This window comes from Micromonospora sp. I033, from assembly GCF_053890995.1.
The window spans coordinates 1-15,909 of the sequence record NZ_JBSSLX010000136.1; the positions used below are offsets into that span (position 1 = coordinate 1).

The 15,909-nt window shown below is 73.8% G+C and carries 12 protein-coding genes and 1 riboswitch; of the genes, 7 read left to right on the plus strand and 5 right to left on the minus strand.

Annotation, left to right across the window (positions count from 1 at the left end; genetic code table 11):
* Positions 1-88: 88 nt before the first annotated feature.
* Complete coding sequence (locus ACW0Q9_RS20825; protein ID WP_456183782.1) at positions 89-1,297, minus strand: globin domain-containing protein; 1,209 nt, start codon at positions 1,295-1,297, stop codon at positions 89-91.
* Between the two features lie 161 nt (positions 1,298-1,458).
* Here ACW0Q9_RS20825 and ACW0Q9_RS20830 point away from each other — a divergent pair, with 161 nt between their 5' ends.
* A complete protein-coding gene (locus tag ACW0Q9_RS20830) occupies positions 1,459-1,896 on the plus strand; it encodes an RrF2 family transcriptional regulator (protein ID WP_456183784.1) in 438 nt (145 codons plus the stop codon).
* On the plus strand, positions 1,896-2,528 hold the full coding sequence (locus tag ACW0Q9_RS20835; protein ID WP_456183786.1) for a class I SAM-dependent methyltransferase: 633 nt from the start codon (positions 1,896-1,898) through the stop codon (positions 2,526-2,528). The genes ACW0Q9_RS20830 and ACW0Q9_RS20835 overlap by 1 nt, the downstream gene beginning before the upstream one ends.
* 50 nt (positions 2,529-2,578) lie before the next feature.
* Here the strand turns inward: ACW0Q9_RS20835 and ACW0Q9_RS20840 are convergent, their stop codons facing one another.
* Positions 2,579-3,835 (minus strand): hypothetical protein, encoded by a 1,257-nt coding sequence (locus ACW0Q9_RS20840; protein WP_456183788.1) that lies wholly within the window; start codon positions 3,833-3,835, stop codon positions 2,579-2,581.
* A gap of 324 nt (positions 3,836-4,159) precedes the next feature.
* On the opposite strand from ACW0Q9_RS20840, the gene ACW0Q9_RS20845 reads away from it, so the two are divergent.
* Positions 4,160-6,217 carry a DNA gyrase/topoisomerase IV subunit B gene (locus ACW0Q9_RS20845; RefSeq protein ID WP_456183790.1) on the plus strand — a complete coding sequence of 686 codons (2,058 nt, stop codon included), beginning with the start codon at positions 4,160-4,162 and terminating at the stop codon, positions 6,215-6,217.
* Positions 6,218-6,248: 31 nt separating this feature from the next.
* Complete coding sequence (locus ACW0Q9_RS20850; RefSeq protein ID WP_456183792.1) at positions 6,249-8,738, plus strand: DNA gyrase/topoisomerase IV subunit A; 2,490 nt, start codon at positions 6,249-6,251, stop codon at positions 8,736-8,738.
* Between the two features lie 71 nt (positions 8,739-8,809).
* Here the strand turns inward: ACW0Q9_RS20850 and ACW0Q9_RS20855 are convergent, their stop codons facing one another.
* The 3 genes from ACW0Q9_RS20855 to ACW0Q9_RS20865 all read right to left on the minus strand — a co-directional run bounded on the left by ACW0Q9_RS20855 (position 8,810) and on the right by ACW0Q9_RS20865 (position 12,244).
* Complete coding sequence (locus ACW0Q9_RS20855) at positions 8,810-10,147, minus strand: uracil-xanthine permease family protein (protein ID WP_456183794.1); 1,338 nt, start codon at positions 10,145-10,147, stop codon at positions 8,810-8,812.
* 92 nt (positions 10,148-10,239) lie between these two features.
* On the minus strand, positions 10,240-10,878 hold the full coding sequence (locus ACW0Q9_RS20860) for an alpha-ketoglutarate-dependent dioxygenase AlkB (RefSeq protein WP_456183796.1): 639 nt from the start codon (positions 10,876-10,878) through the stop codon (positions 10,240-10,242).
* 40 nt (positions 10,879-10,918) lie between these two features.
* Positions 10,919-12,244, minus strand: coding sequence for a polysaccharide pyruvyl transferase family protein (locus ACW0Q9_RS20865; protein WP_456183798.1), 1,326 nt, complete (start codon positions 12,242-12,244; stop codon positions 10,919-10,921).
* 183 nt (positions 12,245-12,427) lie between these two features.
* Between ACW0Q9_RS20865 and ACW0Q9_RS20870 the strand changes: the two genes are divergently transcribed.
* The 3 genes from ACW0Q9_RS20870 to ACW0Q9_RS20880 all read left to right on the plus strand — a co-directional run bounded on the left by ACW0Q9_RS20870 (position 12,428) and on the right by ACW0Q9_RS20880 (position 15,215).
* Positions 12,428-13,630 (plus strand): acyltransferase family protein, encoded by a 1,203-nt coding sequence (locus ACW0Q9_RS20870; protein WP_456183800.1) that lies wholly within the window; start codon positions 12,428-12,430, stop codon positions 13,628-13,630.
* A gap of 169 nt (positions 13,631-13,799) precedes the next feature.
* On the plus strand, positions 13,800-14,267 hold the full coding sequence (locus ACW0Q9_RS20875) for a hypothetical protein (RefSeq protein ID WP_456183802.1): 468 nt from the start codon (positions 13,800-13,802) through the stop codon (positions 14,265-14,267).
* A gap of 159 nt (positions 14,268-14,426) precedes the next feature.
* Positions 14,427-15,215 carry a hypothetical protein gene (locus tag ACW0Q9_RS20880; protein ID WP_456183804.1) on the plus strand — a complete coding sequence of 263 codons (789 nt, stop codon included), beginning with the start codon at positions 14,427-14,429 and terminating at the stop codon, positions 15,213-15,215.
* A gap of 494 nt (positions 15,216-15,709) precedes the next feature.
* Positions 15,710-15,852: riboswitch (cyclic di-AMP (ydaO/yuaA leader) on the plus strand.
* Positions 15,853-15,909: the final 57 nt, after the last annotated feature.

The following is a 15,909-nucleotide window of genomic DNA, read 5'->3' on the forward strand; positions in this document are numbered from 1 at the left end:
CGGCTGCAGAGCAAAGCGGGTCCGGCAGAGGTGCCGGGGTGGGGCAGTCCTCACGGAGCGTGGCCCCGGTCGCCGCGATCTGCGAGCCTCAGCGCAGCATCCCCGGACCGAACACCTCGTACGCGATCCGCTCGGCCGGTACGCCCCGGCGCAGCAGCCCACCACGGACCAGGGCCATGAACGGCACCGGCCCGCACAGGTGCACGTACGCGCCGGGGGCGAGCGGGACCAGCGCCGGGTCGACGAGCCCCTCGGCGATCTCCGCCTTGAGCCCGGCCAGTTCGCCGCCGGCGGCGTCCTCGTACCAGAGGCGCACGGACAGGTTCGGCAGCCGCTCCTGGAGCGCGGGCAGTTCGTGGCGCAGCGCGTGCGCGGCGCCGGTCCGGTCGGCGTGCACCAGCGTCACCGGCCGCTCGGGCTCGGTGGCCGCCAGGTGCGCCAGCGCCGACATGGCCGGGGTCAACCCGATGCCGGCGCTGACCAGCAGCAGCGGCTCCCCGCCGCCGAGCGCGCTGACCTCGCCGAACGGCGGGCTGAGCCGGAGGGTGTCGCCGACGGCCACCCGGTCGTGCAGGAATCCGGAGACCATGCCGTCGGGCGCGCCGGCGGTGCCGCGTACCCGCTTCACGGTGATCCGCCAGCGGTCGGCGCCGGGCCGGCCGGAGAGGCTGTACTGCCGGATCTGCTGGCCGCGGTCGCCGTCCAGGTCGACCGCGACGGAGGTGTACTGGCCGGCGGTGAAGCCGGGCACCGGGCCGCTGTCGGCGGGGACCAGGGTGAACGACACCACGTCGGGGGTCTCCACGGTCTTCTCCGTGACCCGCCACTCGCGCCACACCGAGCCGTTCTCCGGCACCCCGGCCTCGGTGTAGAGGCGCGCCTCCCGGGCGATCAGCTCGCAGGCCAGCAGCCAGTACACCTCGTCCCAGGCCGCGGCGACCTCGGGGGTGACCGCCTCGCCGAGCACCTCGGCCACCGCGGCCATCAGGTGCCGGCCGACGATCGTGTACTGGGTGGCCGTGATTCCCAGGGAGACGTGCTTGTGCGCGATCCGGTCCAGGATCGGCCCCCACGGCACCGCGCTGCCCCCGGTCAGGTGCTCGGCGTACGCGACCACGGCGCCGGCCAGCGCCGCCTTCTGCGTGCCGGTGGCCTGGTTGCCCCGGTTGAAGATGTTCAGCAGCTCCGGGTGGGCGGCGAACATCCGCTGGTAGAACCGGCCGGTGATCGCTTCGCCGTGGGCCTGCACGGCGGGCAGGGTCGCCGTCACCACCGCTGCTGAGGATTCCGAGAGCACGACTACTCCTTCGGGCGTCGAACGGGTCGACCACCACTGAACAGGAACGCGAGAGTCCCCTTCAGGGTCGAAGGTCCCGGGACCCCCGTGGCGTGGATCACCGCGGCGAACGGGCTGGTCGGCCCGTGTCGCGCCGGGCGCGCGCTGGCTAGGGTCGAGGCGTGAAGCTCAACCGGTCGACCGACATGGCCCTGCGGATCGCCATGCTGACCGCCGCGTCCCCGGCACGGACCACCGTGGACGAACTCGCCACCCAGCTCGCGCTGCCGCGCAGTCACGTGGCCAAGGTGGTGCAGCGGTTGCAGCGGCTCGGCGTGCTGGTGACCATCCGGGGCCGCTCCGGCGGGGTGGCCTTCGCCGAACACGCCGGGGAGTTGACCGTCGGCCACGTGGTCCGGGCCTTCGAGGGCAACGACGAGGTGGTCAACTGCGAGCAGCCGGCCTGCCCGCTGGTCGCCGGCTGCCGGCTGCGCGGCCAGCTGCGCCGTGCCCAGGCCGCCTTCCTCGCCGTGCTCGACGGGGTACGCCTCGGCGATCTCGTCGACGGCGCGGCCGGTCCGCTGCTGCTCGCCCTCGGCGCCCCGCGGGTCGGCGGCTGATGGCCGTCTCGCATCCGATCTTCGCCCGGGTCTTCGCCCGGGCCAGCGTCGCCATGGACCGGGCCGGTGCCGCCGAGCACCGGCGCCGGCTGGTGGCCGGGCTGCGCGGCCGGGTGGTCGAGGTGGGCGCCGGCAACGGACGGAACCTCCCGCACTACCCGTCTTCCGTGACCGGGGTGCTCGCCGTGGAGCCCGAGCCGCGGCTGCGCGCCGCCGTCCGGGCCGCCGCGCCGGACGCTCCGGTGCCGGTGACCGTGGCCGCCGGCCTGGCCGAGGCGCTGCCGGTCGCCGACGCGAGCGCCGACGCCGTTGTGCTGTCGCTGGTGCTCTGCTCGGTGCCCGACCAGGCGGTGGCGCTACGCGAGGCGCGCCGGGTGCTCCGCCCGGGCGGGGAACTCCGCTTCTACGAGCACGTCGTCGCGGAGACCCCGGGCCTGCGTCGGGCCCAGCGCCTGGCGGACGCGACGCTCTGGCCGCTCTGCTGCGCCGGCTGCCACACCGCGCGGGACACCGTGGCGGCGATCCGGGCGGCCGGCTTCACCGTGGCCGAGCTGGACCGGTTCCGCTTCCCGCCGGGGGGCCTGGCGGGACCGGCGTCCCCGCACGTGCTCGGCACGGCCGTCCGTCCCTGACGCGACGAGGCGCCCCGGTGTCTCCGGGGCGCCTCGCCGGTCGCGGCGGGTCAGCTCACCGTGATGGTGCCGTCCGAGGCGCGGACGCAGGAGACCGCCCGGGCGCCGGTCGCGGCGGCGCCGGTCAGGCAGCGACCCAGCACCCGGTGGCCGGCGGCGCTCGGGTGCCAGGACTCCTGGCAGGTCTGGAAGTACGTGCCGCAGGCGTTCGCGATCCGCTGGATGTCGAGCTTGTCGTAGCCGGAGAGGCTGGTCACGAAGACGCCGGTCGGGCCGTCCATGAGCCGGATCGGGGTGGCCAGGGCGTTGCCCGGGCTGCCCGCCGACTCGCAGAGCCGGGCGCCGTCGAAGGCGCGCTGCACGTTGAGGTAGACCAGGTCGTCCTGCGGGAACTCGCCGGCCAGGGTGGTCCGCACCGAGCTGACCAGGGTGCCGAGGCCCTGCGAGAAGCGCTGGCCCGGCGCGAGGCTGCCCCGGTGGATCGGGCAGCCGGCCGCGTAGCGCTCGGCGCCGAGGGCGCGGAACTTGTCCCGGGTGTCGTCCCGGTCGTCCTCGGTCCAGTAGACGGAGGCCAGGTCGGTGGGGAGCGGGTTGGTGTAGTCCTGGAACACCACCCGGTGCTGCCCGTCGGCGTCGACCTGGTCGAGGGTGGTGAGGAGCTGCCGGACCGCCGCCGTGGTCTCCGCGGTCGCGGCGCTGAACTGCGCGGCGGTGGCCAGGTCGGCGTCCGTGCACGGTTCCTGCTCGACCGGCCCGCCGAGGTATGCCCAGAACTCCCACCAGCCGGTCCAGGCGTCGGCGATGAACCGGTTGGCGCACTTCTCCGCCACGCTGCCGAAGGTGAACGAGCTGTTGTTCGAGCCGAGTCCGACCAGCACCAGGTCGATGTCGTGGGTCCGCGCCACCGCCCGGAGCTGGTCGAGCTGGGCGCTGACCTGCCGCCCCTTCGCCCGCGTGGCGGAGGCGCCGGCGATGTCGTAGGGCTGCCCGCCGGAGCAGGCCAGGTTGAACCGGGCGGCGATGCCCGGCAGGTCGGCCTGGAACAGTGAGGCGTTCGGCGAGCGGTGGCAGAAGTAGGCGTTGCTGTTCGGCGCCGACCAGCCGGGGAAGCCCTGGGCCACCCCGTTGACGTCGACCACCGGCGCGTACGCCCCGGCGCCCTCGCCGCTGATGAAGCTGTCGCCCAGCGCCACCGCGGCGGTGGGCAGGGCGGCCGTGGCCGGCGTGGCGGGCGCCACGGCGGCGGGCAACGCCACGGCGGCGACGGCCAGCGCCGCCGCGAGCGCGGCACGACGGAACAGGGACATGGCCCGACCCCCTCACACATCGAAATGTGAAAGATTCTTCAAGGAGGCGATCAGATCACGCCGGTGTGACGGCCGTCAATGGATCGCGATCCGGGCGGGCGGCCCGGTCCCGGGTTCGGGAAGACGCCGGCCGGGCATGTCGTTGTGGTGCACGGACGCCTCCTCCGCCTCCGGGCACCGACCGGCCGCGCCGTACCGCACCGGGTGCCACGGCTCTGTCGGAGCGCCGGGCTAGGCTCGCTCCGGCGCGCCGCGCCTGGCGATCGACGTGGGGGATCGCACGGTGAGCGGCACCACACCGCCGAGACCTGGGAGTACGACCAGTTGACCGCACAGCCTGAGACCCTGTACGGGGCCGACGACCTGACGCACCTGGAGGGCCTCGATGCCGTCCGGAAGCGCCCCGGCATGTACATCGGCTCGACCGACAGCCGTGGCGTGGGTCACCTCGTCAACGAGATCCTCGACAATTCCACCGACGAGGGTGTCGCCGGTCACGCCAAGAAGGTCGACGTGATCCTGCACGCCGACGGCTCGGTGCAGGTCGACGACGACGGCCGCGGCATCCCGACCGACGTGCACGCCAAGTCCGGCATCTCCGGCGTGGAGCTGGTGCTGACCCGGCTGCACGCGGGCGGCAAGTTCGGCGGCTCGGGTTACAAGACCTCGGGCGGCCTGCACGGCGTGGGCGCGTCGGCGGTGAACGCCCTCTCCCGGCGGTTCGACGTCACCGTCCGCCGCGGCGGCAAGATCCACTCGATGTCGTTCCGGCACGGCGTACCCGGGATCTTCGACGGCGACGGCCCGGACGCGCCGTTCACGCCCGGCCCCGGCCTGCAGATCGTCGGCGCGATGAAGCGCGGCCAGCGCACCGGCACCTCCATCCGCTGGTGGCACGACCCGCGCTACTTCGAGACCGGCGCGGCGCTCGACACCGAGGCGGTCCGGCTCAAGCTGCGCAACACCGCCTTCCTGGTCCCCGGCGTGGCCTACCGGCTGCGCGACGAGACCGGCGAGAAGGCCGTCGAGGAGAACTTCCACTTCCCCAACGGCCTCACCGACATGGTGGAATACCTGGCGCCGGCCGGCGACCGCCCGGTCTCGGGCACCCTGCTGGTCACCGGCGAGGGGACCTACCGGGAGAACGCCGCCGACGCCAACGGCGTCATGCAGTCCAACGTCCAGCGCCGGGCCGAGGTCGAGGTGGCGTTCCGCTGGGGCACCGGCTACGAGCGCACCGTCGAGTGCTTCACCAACACCATCCGCAACGCGCACGGCGGCACCCACCGCAAGGGCTTCGAGCGGGCCCTGGCCCGCACCCTGGCGGAGGCCGCCCGCAACACCCGCGGCCTGCTCAAGCCCAAGGAGGACGCGCCCACCCTGGACGACGTCCTGGAGGGCATGACCGCCGTGGTGCACGTGCGGATCCCGGAGCCGCAGTTCACCTCGCAGACCAAGGACGAGCTCTCCACGGCCGGCATCACCAAGGTGCTGCAGGGTCTGGTCGAGGCGCACCTCAAGGCGTGGCTGGAGGACCGCAAGACCAGAGCCGAGGCCCGGACGGTGCTCCAGAAGATCGTCGACGCGGCCCGGGTCCGGCTGACCCAGAAGCAGCAGAAGGACGCGGCCCGGCGCAAGACCGCCCTGGAGGGCGCGTCGATGCCGGCCAAGCTTGTCGACTGCCGGGCCACCGGCGTGGAGCGCAGCGAACTGTTCATCGTGGAGGGTGACAGCGCGCTCGGCACCAGCCGGATGGCCCGCTCCTCGGAATACCAGGCGCTGCTGCCGATCCGCGGCAAGATCCTCAACGTGCAGAAGGCGAACCTCCAGCAGGTGCTGGACAACGCCGAGTGCGCGGCGATCGTGCAGGTGCTCGGCGCCGGCTCGGGGCGGACCTTCGACCTCTCCGCGCTGCGCTACGGCCGGGTGCTCATCATGGCCGACGCGGACGTGGACGGCGCGCACATCCGGACCCTGCTCATCACGCTCTTCGCCCGCTACATGCGGCCGCTGATCGAGGCGGGCCGGCTCTACGCGGCCATGCCGCCCCTGCACAAGATCACCACCAAGGGGCGCAACCCGCAGACCGTCTACACCTACACCCAGGCCGAGATGACGGCGACGGTCCGCAAGCTGGAGAAGGCCGGCAAGCAGATCGTCACGCCCATCCCGCGGTTCAAGGGTCTCGGCGAGATGGACGCCGACGAACTCTGGGAGACCACCATGAACCCGGCCACCCGGGCGGTCCGCCGGATCACCCTCGACGACGTCGAGGCCGCCGAGCGGATCCTCGAACTGCTCATGGGGGAGAAGGTCGAGCCCCGCCGCAACTGGCTCATCGACTCGGCCGACCTCGTCGACCGCGACGCCATCGACGCCTGACCACCGGGTTCTTCGAAGGGAAAGCTGAACCATGGCACGCCGCAAGGACGACCGCGCCAAGGCGGACCTCTCCGCCTTCGACCAGGCCGGCGCCCGGGTCTTCGACAACCCGCTGGTCAACGAGGTCTCGGACTCCTACCTGGAGTACGCGTTCTCGGTCATCCACTCGCGGGCCCTGCCCGACGCCCGCGACGGACTCAAGCCGGTGCACCGGCGGATCCTCTGGTCGATGCACGAGCAGGGCCACCGCCCCGACCGGGGCCACGTGAAGTCGGCCCGGATCGTCGGCGACGTGATGGGTAAGTACCACCCGCACGGCGACGCGGCGATCTACGACGCGATGGTCCGGCTCGCCCAGGACTTCTCGCTCAACGTGCCGTTGATCGACGGCCACGGCAACTTCGGCTCGCCCGACGACGGCCCGGCTGCCGCCCGCTACACCGAGGCCCGGATGTCCCGCGAGGCGATGCTGCTCGTCGGCGAGCTGGGCGAGGACACCGTCGACGTCGAGCCCAACTACGACGGCTCGCTGACCCAGCCCACCGTGCTGCCGGCGGCCTTCCCCAACCTGCTGGTCAACGGCGCGTCCGGGATCGCGGTCGGGATGGCCACCAACATGATCCCGCACAACCTGGCCGAGGTCGTCCAGGCGGCCCGCTGGCTGATCAACCACCCGGACGCCACGCTGGACAAGCTCATGGAGTTCGTGCCCGGCCCCGACCTGCCCACCGGCGGGCTCCTGCTGGGCCTGGACGAGGTGCGCCGGGCCTACGAGACCGGGCGCGGCGTGGTGCGGATGCGGGCCCGGGTGCAGACCGGTCCGCTGGAGGGCAGCCGGGGCCGGCAGGCCATCACGGTCACCGAACTGCCCTACGGGGTGGGCGCGGAGAAGGTCATCGCCGCCATCACCAACGAGGTCAACAAGACCAAGCGGCTGACCGGCATCGCCGACGTCAAGGACCTCACCGACCGGGAGAACGGCACCCGGCTGGTCATCGAGTGCAAGGTCGGGGTCAACCCGCAGGCGCTGCTGGCCGACCTCTACCGGCTCACCCCGCTGGAGCAGTCGTTCGGCGTCAACAACCTGGTCCTGGTGGACGGCCAGCCGCAGACCCTGGGGCTCAAGGAGCTGCTGGAGGTCTTCCTCGGCCACCGCTACGAGGTGATCACGCGGCGCAGCGCGTACCGCAAGCGCAAGCGCGAGGAGCGGCTGCACCTGGTCGACGGCCTGCTCATCGCCCTGCTCGACATCGACAGGGTGGTCAAGCTGATCCGGGCCAGCGAGGACGCCCAGGCCGCCAAGGACGGCCTCATGCAGAAGTTCAAGCTCTCCGAGATCCAGGCCACCTACATCCTCGACACCCCGCTGCGCCGGCTGACCAGGTACGACCGGCTGGAGCTGGAGGCCGAGCAGGAGAAGCTGCGCGGCGAGATCGCCGAGCTGTCGAAGATCCTCGACGACCCGAAGGTGCTGCGGAAGCTGGTCTCCGACGAGCTGGCCGCCGTGGTCAAGCAGTTCGGCGCCGACCGCCGCACCACCCTGGTCGACGGCGACCTCAAGGAGGTCCTGGCGGCTTCCGTGCCGGCCGGCCCGCTGGAGGTCGCCGACGACCCCTGCCAGGTCATCCTGTCGGCCACCGGGCTGGTCGCCCGGACCGCGGCCGAGTCGGAGGAGGCCGCCGAGGCGCGCCGGCGCAGCGGCCGGGTCAAGCACGACGCGGTACGCGCGGTGGTGCACTCCACCGCCCGCGGCCGGGTGCTCCTGGTGACCAGCGCCGGTCGGGCCTTCAAGATCGACGTGCTGCCACTGCCGGTGCTGCCCGAGCAGTCCGGCACGGTGTCGCTGCGCGGCGGCATGTCCGCCGCCGAGCTGGTGCCGCTGGAGCCCGGCGAGACGGTCGTGGGGCTGGCCCCGCTCGGCCCGCCCGCCGAGGGCTCGCCCGGCCTCGCGCTCGGCACCCGGCAGGGCGTGGTGAAGGTCTGCGCGCCCGAGTGGCCGGTCCGGTCGGACGAGTTCGAGGTGATCTCGCTGCGCGACGGCGACGAGGTGGTCGGGGCGACCTGGCTCACCGACGGGGCGGAGACGCTGGCGTTCGTCTCCTCGGAGGCGTCGCTGCTGCGCTTCGCGGCGTCCGTGGTCCGGCCGCAGGGCGTCAAGGGTGGCGGCATGGCCGGCATCAACCTGCCGGCCGGGGCGCGGGTGGTCTTCTTCGGCGCGATCCGCACCGACGACCCGGGCCACGGTGAGCCGATGGTGGTCACCTCGACCGGCGCCACGGTCAAGGTGACACCGTTCAAGGCGTACCCGGCGAAGGGGCGGGCGACCGGCGGCGTGCGCGCCCAGCGGTTCCTCAAGGGCGAGCTGGACCTGGCCGTGGCCTGGATCGGCCCGCGCCCGGTCGGCGCCACCGCCACCGGCGACCCGGTCGAGCTGCCCCCGGCCGACCCCCGCCGCGACGGCTCCGGTTTCGCCGTGATGCTGGGCCCGACGGTGATCGGCCACCAGATCGACCGCGACTGACCATCCACGCGAGGGGCCCCGCGGCTGTGCCGCGGAGCCCCTTCGCGCTTCCCGCAGACGGCGCAGGCGGGTCAGAGTTCCGGTTCGGGGCCCCGGCGGGAGGCGGGGGTGGTGCCGCGGAGGTGCGCGATCAGGCGCATGCCGTGGTAGATGGCCAGGGCGGCGGCGGTGCCCAGGGCGATGCCGTTGAAGGACAGGTCGCCCGCGGTCAGGGTGTAGTTGGCGGCGCCGACGATCACCGCGACCGCGGCGGTCATCAGGTTGACCGGGTCGTGGAAGTCCACCCGGTTCTCGATCCAGATCCGGGCGCCCAGGACGGCGATCAGGCCGTACAGGGCGGTGGTGGCGCCGCCCAGCACCCCGGCCGGCACGGTGAGGATCAGCGCGCCGAACTTCGGGCAGAGCCCGAGCAGCACCGCCGCGAACCCGGCGACCCAGTACGCGGCCGTCGAGTAGACACGGGTCGCCGCCATCACGCCGATGTTCTCCGCGTACGTGGTGGTGCCGGAGCCGCCGCCGGAGCCGGCCAGCACGGTGGCCACGCCGTCGCCGAGGAACGCCCGGCCCATGTCCCGGTCCAGGTTCCGCCCGGTCATCGCGGCGACCGCCTTGACGTGCCCGGCGTTCTCCGCGATCAGCACCAGGATCACCGGGATGACCAGGACCACGGCCCGCAGGCCGAAACTGGGCGCGTGGAACTGCGGCAGCCCCACCCAGGCGGCGTCCCTCAGCGTGGTCACCGCCGTCGGGTCGAGTTGCCCGAGCAGTGCGGCCAGCACCCAGCCGACCACCACGCCGACCAGGATCGACAGCCGGGCCAGGAAGCCGCGGAAGAGCACCGTGGTGACCAGGATCGCGACCAGGGTGATCACCGCGATCAGCGGCTGCGCCTTCACCCCGGTGCCGCTGCCGCCGCCGTCCCAGGCCACCGGGGCCAGGTTGAGCCCGATCAGGGCCACGATCGCGCCGGTCACCACCGGCGGCATCAGGGCGTCGATCCAGCGCGCCCCGGCCAGTTGCACCACCACGCCGACCAACGCCAGCGCCGCGCCGGCCACCACGATGCCGCCGAGCGCCGCGCCGATGCCGCCGTCCGTCTTGGCCGCCAGCACCGGGGCGATGAAGGCGAACGACGACCCCAGGTACGAGGGCAGCCGGTTGCCGGTGATCAGCAGGAACAGCAGCGTGCCCAGCCCGGAGAAGAAGAGCGTGGTGGCCGGCGGGAAGCCGGTGATCAGCGGCACCGTGAAGGTGGCGCCGAACATGGCGACGACGTGCTGCACGCCGACCCCGACCGTGCGCGGCCAGGAGAGCCGCTCGTCGGGGTGGACCACGTCGCCGGGGGTGACGGCGCGGCCGTCGCCGTGCAGGGCCCAGGGGGACCAGCGGGAGGTGGGGGACTGGGTCATCGGCCGCCCTTCGCGTCAGGTGACGGGGGCGTGATCGACCCTGAGAGTCGTTTCTAGCACGGCGCCGGTCCGGGCCCGGGGCCGGCTCGGCGTCAGGCCACCCCGGCGGGGCGGAACTGGACGCTGACCCGGGGACCGACCGGCCGGGTCGTCTTCGGGATCGCGTGCTCCCAGGTGCGCTGGCAGGACCCGCCCATCACCACGAGGTCGCCGTGACCCAGCGGGAAACGCAGGCTGCTCCCGCCGCCGCCCCGGGGCCGCAGCAGCAACGGCCGGGGCGAGCCGAACGAGACGATGGCCACCATGGTGTCGGTGTGCGCGCAGCGGCCGTGGGTGTCGCCGTGCCAGGCCACGCTGTCCCGGCCGTCCCGGTAGAGGCACATGCCGGCGGTGACGAAGGGCTCGTCCAGTTCGGCCGCGTAGTGCCGGGTCAGCGTGTCGCGCGCCGCGGTGAGCACCGGGTGGGGCAGCGCCCGGTTGGCGGCGTACCAGCAGAGCAGGCGGGGGACGTCCACCTCGGCGTCGTACATGGTGCGGCGCTCGGCCCGCCACGGCACCTCGTGCAGCAGCGTGTCGAGCACCGCGTCGGAGCCCGCCACCCAGCCGGGCAGGTGGTCGACCCAGGCGCCGCGGCTCAGCTCGTGCCGGCGCAGCCGGCCGGTGAGCGGGCCCAGCGTCGGGCCCTGCTCGGCGAAGTCGAGCATCGAGGGCTGGTACGCGACGTCGGACACGCCGCCGATCCTACCCCGCGCTCGAACAGGCGTACGAGTGTCAGCGCCGCAGCAGCCGGCGGACCGGGGCGGGGACCGCCTGCCTGACCCGCTCGCGGAGCTGCTGGCCGCGCAGCGACTCGATGGTCTCCTGGAGTGACTGGTTCTCGTCGCGCAGCCGCTGGATGCGGGCCAGCAGCTCGGCCGGTGCGGTGGCCGTGGCCGGCCGGACCGCCGGCGGGTAGGTGGTCTCGCGGACCCGCTGGTCGAAGCGGGCGGCGCTGTCCCCGTCGGCGAACGAGTGGCCGAGGTCGTGCCTGGCCAGGAACGCGGTCATCGCCGCGAACCGCGCCTTGTGGCCCTCGTTGAGCGCCGTGTAGTCGGCCTCCTCGTAGAGCTGGGCGGCGTCGATGTCGGCCGGCACGTCCCGCATGATCCGGTGCGGGATGTCGAAGTAGCGGGCCAGCTCCAGGGTGCGCGAGTCGTGCGCGAAGAGGTAGCCGGGGGTGCCGGAGATCAGCGCGGTGATGGTGCCGTGGATCCGGGTGCCGAAGGCGAAGTCGAACCCGGAGAGGTACGCCATCCAGGTCCACGGGTCGACGAACATCCGCACCTTGTCCTCGACGAAGAACGGGTGCGAGGTGTGCAGCGGGATGTCGCTGCTGCGGCCCCGCAGCTCCGGGGCGTCGCCGTAGAGCAGGGTGCCCAGGGTCCGCAGGTCCTGCGGCAGGTAGCGCAGGTTCGGGTAGCGCTCGTGGTGGTGCCGCACGATCCCGGCCATCGAGGAGACGTACGGCGAGATGGTCAGCGCGATCCGGTCGTCGGGGGTCAGCGCCGGCTTGGTCTTCTCGATCCGGAAGCTGTCGCCGTGCAGGAACATCGACGGGCAGCCGATCTGCTCGACCGCGGAGAAGCCGAGGGTGCGCAGGTAGCTCTCCGTCACCTCGCCGCGTACGCCGATGCTGTGCGAGCGGTCGAGCACCGCCCGGCAGAAGGCGGTGACCGCCTCGTCGATCGGCCGCAGGTACTCCCGGTTGCCGTCGATGTCGGTCTGCACGCCGACGCCCAACACGACCACCGGGATCTTGAGCCGCTCGATCAGCCGGGTCATCGGGGCCAGCCGGTGCACGAAGCTGCGGCGGAACGCGTTGGCCAGCGGGATCACGAAGACGTCGTACTTCTCGTTGATCTCGTCGGCGTCGCGCTCGTCGGCCCGGAACCGCGACGGGGTGATCTCCGCGGTCGAGGTGGCCAGCAGCTTGTGTGCGGCGTGGCTGAAGACCAGGTTGCCGTTGTTGTCGCCGATCCAGTTCCCCGCGAAGGTCTCCTCCGGCGTGAAGACGTCGAACGGGCCCTTGCGGGCGCGCAGCAGGATCCGCTGGTGCATCGGGATTGCTCACCTTCCGTCCCGGGCACGCGGTGCCCGGCGGGAACCGCGGCGACCGTCGCGCTCCCCGTCAGTGCAGGAGCGGAAATCCTATGCCACCGGCCGGGGCCCGTGGCAGCCCCGCACGCGGGCGCCCGTCGCACCGGTCGGCGACCCGGGATACCACCGGGTAGGGTGCCCCGGGTGACAAGCGCCCCGGCCACCCGTGCCCCCCGGCTGCCGTCGCTGACCGGGCTGCGCTGGATCGCCGCCCTGCTGGTCTTCGCCTTCCACGTCGGCACCATGCGGATCGTCGCGGAGCCGGACATCAGGGCGGTGACGGACAAGGCGTTCGCCCTCGGCCTCTCCGGGGTGGAGTTCTTCTTCATCCTCAGCGGGTTCGTGCTGGTCTGGTCGTACCGGGACGGCGAGCCGCGACGCACCTTCCTGCGCCGCCGGCTCGCCAAGATCTACCCGAACCACCTGGTGACCTTCGTGGCGGCGCTGGCCGTCGCATTCTGGTTCGCCGACCCGGTCGCGCCGTGGGCCGCGGTCGGGAACCTCTTCCTGGTGCAGGCCTGGATCCCCCTCGACGGCTACTTCTACAGCGTCAACAACGTGAGCTGGTCGCTCTCGTGCGAGCTGGCCTTCTACGTCTGCCTGCCGCTGGTGCTGCCGTGGCTGCGCCGGGCCCGCACCGGCGCGCTGTGGGCGGTGGTGGTCGCCGTGCCACTGCTCATCCTCGCTCTCTGGCCCGCCCAGCTCCTGGTGCCGGAGGAGAGCCGCTGGTGGTTCACCCAGGTCTTCCCGGTCACCCGCTCCTTCGAGTTCTGGCTGGGCGTGGCCGCCGCCGAACTGCTGCGCCGCGGCCACTGGCGGGGCCCGAACCTCACCGTGGCCAGCCTGCTCTTCGTCGGCACCTGGGTGGTCGCCGCGCAGTGGATCCGCGCCGAGTTCTGGGCGGCCCTGCTCGCGGCGGCCTACCTGCTGGTCATCACCGCGGCGGCGGACGCCGACGTGCGCGGCCGGCGCACGCCGTGGCGGTCCCGTCCGATGGTCTGGCTCGGCGAGGTCTCCTTCGCCTTCTACCTGGTCCACGTGCTGGTCATGACGACCGTGCTGCGGCTCACCGGCGACTGGGGCACCGGGCTGCGCGGGTGGTGGGGGCCGCTCGCGGTGCTCGCCTTCCTGCTGTTCAACCTGCTGCTCGCCGCGGCGCTGCACCGCTGGGTGGAGATGCCGATGATGCGCCGCCTCGGCCCGCCGCGCCGGCCCCGTCCGGCGGCGGCCACCGCCGCGCCGGCGCCGTCCGTCCCCGCACCGCGCGCCGGCCCCGCCGTGGCGGTCGAGGCCACCGACACCCGGGCCAGGCCCATCGAGTACGCCGGGCGGCGCGACCCGGGCTGAGCCGGCCCCGACCTCCCGGCGCCGCCCGGTCCGGCCGACCCGGTCACCCACGCCGCGCGTCGCAACGGTCGCACCGCCACCGTCCACCATGGTCGGTGCGCCGTTTCCCGGCGGGCGCGACACGCCCGGCGACGGTGCGATGTGGCGGCATCGGCGGTAGTTTGTACCCGTGCTGCCGATCGCGCTCACCTGTCCCGTGTGGTGGGTGGCGCGCTGGACCGCCCGCACGCTGGCCACCCTGGCCGTGCTCGTCGCCTGCTCGTTCGGTGCGGCGACGCTGCCGATCGGCGGGGCCGCGACCGCGTCGTCGGCGCCTCCGGTGGTGGCTTCCGTCGAGGGTCTGACCCTCCGGGCCGACGCGGCCGAGACGGTCACCGGGTTCCACGTCCGGGACGGAGCCGATCGGGCCGTCGCCGTCACGCTGACCGAGCAGGGCTTCTCCGGCGGAGCCGACCGGGTTGCTGCCGGGGCCGAGTCGGGCCCCGCGGGTGGCGACGTCGTCCCGCCGGCCGTGGCGGTTGACCGGCTGAAGCCCGTGGCGGCGTCCCGGGCCGTGACCCGCGCGGTCGACCGGCCGCTCCTTCCGGCCGGGCCGGTCCCGGCGACCGTCGGTCCCCGGGCCCCGCCCGCGCGCTGACGCTTCCGCGGGCCGACGGCTCGCGCCCACCGCACGCACCGAACCTCACCCCCGCACCCGCCCGTCGGCGGCCCGGCGGCACCCCTTCCCGGTGCGCCCGCCGCTCCCACGGGTCGTGCGGACACCTCTCCGCCACGTTCTCCCTGTGAGGTGCCGACCATGCCGCAGACCGTTCTCTACCACTTCCTGACCGAGGTCCCCGAGGCCGCCGCGATCTGGTCGGCCCTGCTCGTGCTCGCCCTCGGCGTGCTCGCCGTGCTGGTCGCCCGCCCGGAACGGGACGGCGTCGCCGATCCGGCTCCCGACCCCGCGGCCGAGGAGGCCGCCCGCCGGGCCGACCTGCGCCGGTACGCCGACGAGGTGGCGGTGGCCGCCGCCGGAGCCGCCCAGACCGCCCGCCGGCGGCGGGAGCAGTGGCTGACCGCCCAGGACGAGGCCGACCGGGCCTGGCGGGCGTACGACGAGGCCGAGGGGGCCGCCCGCCGCTTCGCCGGCGCCGCCGCCCTGCCCGCGCCGCACACCCCGCGCACGCCGGCCGAGTACGCGGCCCGGGAGCGCTGGCTGCACCATGCCGCGATGGCGGCGCACTGGCGGGGCGAGCTGACCGCCCGGCAACTCGCCGACGTGCTGGCCCACCGCAACGGGTGGGACCCGCGCCGGCACCCGGCCGAGCAGGAGATCGTCCTGGCCCGGGCGGTACGCGAGGGCCGCCGGGCCGGCTGGGCGGCGGCCGCCGAGCGGGAGCGGCGAGCCTGGCGGGACGCCGAACTGGCCGCCGAGGCGGCCCGCCCCCTGGCCGCCGAGGCGTACGCGGCCACCGCCGCGCTCCGGCCCGCCGACGGCGCCACAGCACCGGTGGCGGGGCGGGACGACGCGACCGTGCGGATCCCGGTCCCGGCGCCGGCCACCGTCTCCGGTGCGCGCTGGCGCCCCGCCCGGGTCGGCTGACCCGTGATTTGCGGGCCTCGGGGATCCGGCCGCCGGTCCCCTGGCGGGCCGCTGCGGCGGCGCGTGCCCCCCGGGGCGATACCCGCATGCGCGGGAGAGTGGGTCACGCCGGCTCGGGGAGGTGGCCGCGTCCGCGCGGCCGGGATGCCAGGCGCCGAGCTGGAGCTGCGCCGCCCGCGCGCGACCGGCGGGGCGGAGTCGACCGAATTGTTACCCGAATTCGGTGAGCCCGGTCACCCCTCCGGCGGAAACGGTCATCGGGGTCAGGTCGGGCGATCGCCCCCCGCAATTCCGGGACGCCCGCGACCGGATGTCCGCTTTTCGCCGCGCGGTCCCGAGGTAACTGCTCGTCCCATTGAGTAGGGTCAGTGATCGCCTGTTCCGATATCCGTAGTGGTGCACGAGGTTTACGCAGGTGGGAGCGCTTGGCAGCCGGAGTACCCACCGGTAGTGTCGGCCCGTCCGGAGCGGTTTTCGATCGCAAGTGGCGACGCCGCGCCGACCCGCCTAATCGTGCTTCTCGCGAACCGGGGACCCACAGCAACACCGGGGTGAATCCGCGTGCCACGGCCCGCGGTAGGGCGTACTTCCCGCCCGAATCCGTCAGCTAACCCGGTCGGCGGCCACGGAAGGAGTGCCATTCCTCGTGCTCACCACCCCCCGCTCGTCCCCCCGCCTCCACGGCCTCGCGGTG